The sequence below is a fragment of the Pseudoalteromonas sp. TB51 genome (assembly GCF_000498055.1).
Lineage (GTDB): Bacteria > Pseudomonadota > Gammaproteobacteria > Enterobacterales > Alteromonadaceae > Pseudoalteromonas > Pseudoalteromonas atlantica.
In genome coordinates, this window is record NZ_AUTO01000028.1 from 1 (window position 1) to 6,198 (window position 6,198).

General features: G+C 40.0%; 6 protein-coding genes. 3 read left to right on the top strand and 3 right to left on the bottom strand.

What is annotated here, in order from left to right; translation table 11 throughout:
* Nucleotides 1–358 precede the first annotated feature (358 nt).
* A complete protein-coding gene (locus tag L650_RS0100725) occupies nt 359–1,333 on the bottom strand; it encodes a transposase (protein WP_029771801.1) in 975 nt (324 codons plus the stop codon).
* Nucleotides 1,334–1,505: 172 nt separating this feature from the next.
* On the opposite strand from L650_RS0100725, the gene L650_RS0100730 reads away from it, so the two are divergent.
* Nucleotides 1,506–1,838 carry a gamma-glutamylcyclotransferase gene (locus L650_RS0100730; RefSeq protein WP_029771802.1) on the top strand — a complete coding sequence of 111 codons (333 nt, stop codon included), beginning with the start codon at nt 1,506–1,508 and terminating at the stop codon, nt 1,836–1,838.
* 44 nt (nt 1,839–1,882) lie between these two features.
* Here the strand turns inward: L650_RS0100730 and L650_RS0100735 are convergent, their stop codons facing one another.
* Complete coding sequence (locus tag L650_RS0100735; protein WP_029771803.1) at nt 1,883–2,563, bottom strand: hypothetical protein; 681 nt, start codon at nt 2,561–2,563, stop codon at nt 1,883–1,885.
* A gap of 107 nt (nt 2,564–2,670) precedes the next feature.
* Between L650_RS0100735 and L650_RS0100740 the strand changes: the two genes are divergently transcribed.
* The gene (locus L650_RS0100740) at nt 2,671–3,546 is read left to right on the top strand and encodes a LysR family transcriptional regulator (RefSeq protein WP_029771804.1); all 876 of its coding nucleotides are present in this window, start codon (nt 2,671–2,673) and stop codon (nt 3,544–3,546) included.
* A gap of 77 nt (nt 3,547–3,623) precedes the next feature.
* Here the strand turns inward: L650_RS0100740 and L650_RS0100745 are convergent, their stop codons facing one another.
* Nucleotides 3,624–5,705, bottom strand: a complete 2,082-nt coding sequence (locus L650_RS0100745) for a TonB-dependent siderophore receptor (protein ID WP_029771805.1) — start codon at nt 5,703–5,705, stop codon at nt 3,624–3,626.
* Nucleotides 5,706–5,872: 167 nt separating this feature from the next.
* Between L650_RS0100745 and L650_RS0100750 the strand changes: the two genes are divergently transcribed.
* A partial coding sequence (locus tag L650_RS0100750; RefSeq protein ID WP_029771806.1) for a fused MFS/spermidine synthase occupies nt 5,873–6,198 on the top strand: 326 nt, incomplete at its 3' end.

Genomic DNA, 6,198 nt, shown 5'->3' on the forward strand with positions numbered 1-6,198 from the left:
TCGCCCTAGAAAATGTTTAGGATTTAAAACACCAAATGAAGTCTATAATGAATTAGGTGGTGCACTTCCAATTAGAATCTAGGGCCTTCATTGCATGTATCAGAAAGGTGGATGTGACTATAAACTCAATTAAAATGACACCCATCTTAAATTCTTCACAAGAATATAATTTATTTAAGATGACACCCATTTTAATTATTTCAAAAAATCGACTTAATTAAATGCCTAATTTAAAAACACGTAATCTCAAGGCATATACTGCGGTTATTTTAAAAATGTGCTGCTATTTATGTAGTTAACTAAATTTAGGGCACGCTGAAACAGTATTTAGGCTGTTTTTTAAAAGAAAGAAGGTTTTTTAGGCTAGTAGCTTTTTACAATTACTAAAATTAACTCGTCGCTTTTTATTTAAATGCTCGCAGTAACTTACATGTGACTGCGGCTTACCTACAGCGCCATGAAATACGCGTGTAAAGTCTTTAGTGAGTTTTAACCAGTTCTCTGGTGCTATGTTTATTCTTTCTAATAAAGGGAGCTGAGTGTTTTCAATAAACCCAGGTTTATCATCGCGAATAATACGCCCTGTTAGCTCAACTAATTCGAGGTAACATTTAAGCTCAAACGGTAAACCTTTAGGCATAAATTTACAGGGTTTACCTGCAAATTTTAAAAGTTGTTTAGGTTGTTTTGCGTTTTTAGCGCCCTGAATGCGCTTTTGCACGCTGGTGAAGTTTGAGCACTCGGGGGTTTTAGCTACTTTTGCTCTTATTGGGTTTAAATCAACGTAAGCCATGCAAGCTGCAAGGGCTGCTTCATCAAGGAGAGCTTGTGATTTAAACCGCCCTTCCCAAAATCGGCCAGTGCATTTATCTTCTTTATTTGCTTTACGAGCAATATGTTCGTTTAAAACGCGCATAAACCAGCTAATACTAGATAACCTTTCTCTGTATTGAATAATAGTTTGGCTTAAAAAGTATCGCTCTGTACTGCTAAGCGCCTCACCTTGTAAAAATTTTTGTGTAAGGGGTGTGCCTTTACATAGCTTATGCCAACGTAGCAATATAGCCTTGTCATTCAACCTATTCGCTTTTTTATCATCAACATAAAGCACAATATGCGTGTGATTACTCATAACTGCATAAGCACATATATCAATACAAAATATTTTGGCGAGGCTAAATAGCTTTTGTTCTACCCAGCCCCTTCGATGTTCGTAGGATTTACCCGTTAATGAATCCTCACCGCATAAATAAGCATGACGTACACAGCGCGAAATACAGTGATAATATTTTGTATCTGCCAAACTGATTTGGCGTTTTCTTGCAATAGCCATGTAGCACCTAGCTTTTAATGAACCAATTAAAAAAGTAGATGCTTATTGCGTAAAGTGCAAAAATAAAGGTGGGTGTCATTGTAAGAGTAAAATTTCACTCGGGAATTTTTTCATATTTAGTTAAGCTTTAGCTTAGTTAAACATAATCATTAGCCTTAATTTAGGAGTTTACGTGTTAGAAGCGTTATTTGTATATGGCACCTTGTGCCCAGGGCATCCGAACGAACATATTCTTGCCAATATTGGCGGTACGTTTGAGCAAGGCAGTGTGGTTGGCAATTTAATTAACGAGGGCTGGGGCGCCAAAATGGGCTTTCCTGCACTGGTATTAGACGAAACAGGCCAAGAGATAAATGGCTATGTGTTTAGCTCAACTAATTTAAAAGATCACTGGCATGTGCTCGATGAATTTGAAGGCGATGCGTACTCACGCATTTTAACGCAAATAAAATTGTTAAACGGCGAATACGTTCAGGCAAATGTATATGCTCTTAACGTTAAGTAATTTATATAGCAGCGCTTTTTAAGCTAAAGCGCTGCTAGAATTTTTTAATTAACTGCAAAATCGCGAGTTTCTAAATAGCTTGGGGCGCTTTTAAAACAGGCCTTTAGCTTACTTGTAAGCGCTGTGGTTAATGGCGCATCACATTTTAACTGGCCATTATATTTTCTGTTAGTTAGTGCTACTAAACTGAGTGAGTCATAACTTGGTTTACTTTGTATTTTATGAATTACCACCCCCTGCTCTGCTGAAACCTTTATTAAATCAAACTCTTCTTTTTCAGGTTGTGTTATAGCGATCTTTTTTACATATAACGGATTTTTAAAGGTCAGCTTTGTCGAAAACAAAGCCGTACCTCCGCGCTCAAAATGGCCATTAAACACAGTAGTATTTAAAGTGGGTGTCTGCTTATTTATTAATAAATTCAAATCAAATTTGGTTGGTAAAATGGTGATCTGAGTTTGTTTGTTTGGTGCCTCGTTCAGTGCTTTTTTGATTATTTTAAGATGGGTGTCATTGGTAGTTACTTCGTACACTACTTGGTAGTTGTGTGGGGGGGCGTATAAAGGCATGTGGCTGGCAAGTACTTTATCGCCGGCTAATATAAGCGCCATACCATGAAACCCCACGTAGCTGTGGGCTTTATGTGTGTTGTGTGCCTTGTGCTGAGGGTCGCTTGCTAGTGCTGCGCTTGAAAATAAAATAAAAATTAGCAGTATGTGCTTCATGTTAATGCTCAAAAATAAATATAGCGTCACTATAAGCTGTTTTATATGTATAAATAATCGATAATAAGTTATTAGTTGTTTCCTTTCAATCAATAGGGTTTGGCGCTATGCATTTAGACGACATTGAAAAAGTAATTCATATGGCGAGTTCGCAAAACCTGCACACAACCGCTAAGCATTTTAATATTACCCCAGGGGCGCTGTCTAAAACGCTAAAAAAGGTTGAGGCAAACTTAGCCACGGAGCTGTTTAATCGTGTGGGCAAAACCTTAGTACTTAATGATAAAGGCAAAGAGTTTGTTAAGCACAGTAGTGATTTAGTTCATAATTACCAGCAGCTTACTAGCCGCTTTAAAAGCGATAATCATAAATTTAATGCAGTTATTGCAGGCCCTGCCATTTTACTTAAAAGTGGCCTTAAAAAGTTACTTACCCCCCTTAGCAACCTGCCCTGTTCGGTACGTATTAATAATGTGTTTGAAGGTGAAGCCATAAGCCAAGTTGCATCTGGCTCGGCGCATATTGCGCTAGTAACCCGCGAGGCATTAAATAACAGCTCACACGCTAATTTAGTGGCGGTTGATGTATTTAATACTGGGTTTAGTGTGGCTGGGGCCGCTGGGCATCAGCTAGTACAAACTGGCTCTTTAACGCTTAATAAAAACCAATTACTGCAGGCGGCTTTTGCATGCCCTTTGTTTTCACCCCTGTGCGGCCTTGAGCAAGGAGTAGGCTCCGACGGCTGGCAAGATGATATTGCACCGCGCAATATTGTATTTAGATGTAGCGATTACAGTGCATTAATAGAGGTGGTTCAAAGTGGCTTGGCGTTGGCGTATTTACCTAACTATGTAATTGACGATTTAGGGCTTACAAAATTAACTGTAAAGGGGGTTAACAGTCACTACTGTGAAAGCATTGTAATGATATACAAACCATCAAAGGCCGATGGTTGGCTTAATAAACTTATGAATTCTTTATAAAAAAGGGCTTGAAAATATAAAGCGCCTTAACCACTACATTAAGACGCTTTAGGATGAAAACTTTAATTTGCTAGCTATTAAAAATTATACGCTAACGACATTTTAAATTGAGTTGGCGCACCTGGGTAAACCCATAAAGCGTTGTAGCTACTTTCGGCGTAATCTTCATCAAAAATGTTATTAACACTCACATTAAGCTCTGTTTGCTCGGTTAAGTTAACGTTGCCAAACACGCCAACTAATTGGTAGCTCGGTAGCCTAAAACTTAAATCGGCGGCATCACCTAAACGGCTGCTGGTGTATTGGTAACTTGCACCAAACTCAAGCGCTTTGCCCATTAATGCAGTTTGGTGGCTAAGCGTAAGGTTTAAGTTATTTTTTGGTACATTAACCAGCGGGCTGCCTTTTTCAATTGGCACGCCCCAATCGGCATTAATAATGTCGTTTGCTGTGGTGGCATCTATATAGGCGTACGATAAGTTAAACGCCGTTGCATCAGTAATATAGGTATTTAAATCAAGCTCAAACCCTTTACTATCGGCTTTACCAATAGGCGCTGAAAAACCAACGTTTACAGGGGCTGCCACTAACATATTACTTTTAGACGCATCAAAAAATGCCACAGTACCGTTTATGCCTAAGTATTCAAACTTAGCGCCAACCTCAAACGAGTCGCTGTATTCAAAGCCAAACGGGTCACCGCTTGCATCAGTACCGCTCAGTGGTAAAAAGCCTTCTGAGTAACTGCTGTAAAAAGTGATTGCGTTATTTAGCTCGTACACTACGCCAACACGCGGGCTTACTTGGCTTTCAGAGCTGGTCGAAAACACGCCGCTGTTGGTTTCTAAAATATCTTGGTCTACGCTGTCAAACCTTAGGCCCACTAATAGCTTAAATTTGTCGGTAATATCCATTTGGTCTTGAACATAAATACCGTACGCCTTTTGCTCTTCGTCGTTTTCGTAAAGCAGGCTTACTGCTGGGCGTTCTACATCGTAATTTGGCTCAAAAATATCAACGGTATAAGTGCCGTTACCGCCTCGATAGCGAGAAAGCGCAGTGCGTAAATCGTACTTGTATGCATCGGCACCTATTAATAAATGGTGCGTAATACCGGCTGTGTCTACACTGCCGCTTAGCTCAAACTTTACACTTAAATCTTCTACTTCGTAGTCGCGATAACGCTGCTGGCGGGTAAGTGTGCGGCCATCGTCAAATAACGATTGGCGCGATGGCGAAAGCTCAGCATCTGACGAAAACCCCGTTAACGTAGAGCTGCGGTAGTTTGCACCGGCCACTAACGACCATTCATCGTTAATATCGTGATTTAAAGTAATTTGGTGCCCGCGCGAATACACCTGCGTGTCGCCATCGTTAGGGTTACCTAAATAACGCGAGCTTGGTACGGTGTCAAAATCGTTATCGAGTACGACAACACCACGGTCAAATAACTGCGCTAAATCTACGTATTCAAACTCATAAGTCACACTGGTTGATGCGTTTATTTGATGATAAATAGACGGCGTAATTACCTTTTTATTGGTGTACACCTCATCGCGGTAGCTGTCGCTATCTTGCCACGCACCATTTATTCTAAACGCGGTGGTGTCGTTAATGCCGTTTGTGTAATCGCCTTCAACGCGATTAAAACTGTCGCTGCCTAAGCTTATTTTTAGCTCACCTTGTGGCTCAAACTGAGGCTTTTTAGTCACAATATTTACAGTACCGCCTGGCTCTGAGCGCCCATAAAGTGCTGAGCCTGGGCCTTTTAGTACTTCAATGTAATCAATGTTAGATACATCACGCGGGCCGCTAAAACCACGCCCACCGCTAAAGCCATTAATTAAATAGCCCGATGGCATGTTTTCGTTACCCGAAAGGCCCCGAATAGAAAAGCTATCCCATAGTGCGCCGCTGTTATTTTTGCGCGAAATACTGGCCGAAAAATCAAGCGCATCTTGTAATTTAGTAATGCCTTTTTGATCAAGCGCAGCACTGCTAACACTTACAATAGATTGCGGCATTTGCTTTTGAGGAATGTCGCCACGGTATGCTTGTTTATAAGTAACCGATATTTTTTCAATTTCGTCGTTTTGCTCTTGCGCCACTGTTTGCGCACTTATGCCTAAGCAGGCTAAATAAACTAAAGAATACTTCATGATAATAGGGAAATCGAAGGTGTTATATTATAACAACAAGTTTAACATGTGTTACTTTATAACAAAACAACTTTTTAAAAATCATAGAGCGATTAATTAATGCACTAGCGACTGCCGAGCCATCACGTTAGTATGGAGATCTCTTTAGGTTACATAACGATAATTACATGAGTATAAAAACAAACGCGTTAATCTATTTTTTAGCCTTTTGCAGTGGCTTTTGCATTATGGGTATTGAGCTATTAGGCGGGCGTATTTTAGCGCCTTTTTTTGGCAGTAGTGTGCACATTTGGGGCAGCATAATTACCGTATTTATGCTTAGCCTTTCTTTTGGGTATTTACTCGGCGGTAAGCTAAGTACTAAAAATGCATCGCTTACAAAATATGGCTTAATATTTTTAACTGCCAGTATTATGGTGGTGCCTATTGCGCTTTTTTCGCAGCCAATAATGGAGTTTATTTTTACCCACATTGAAGATACACGCTACGGCTC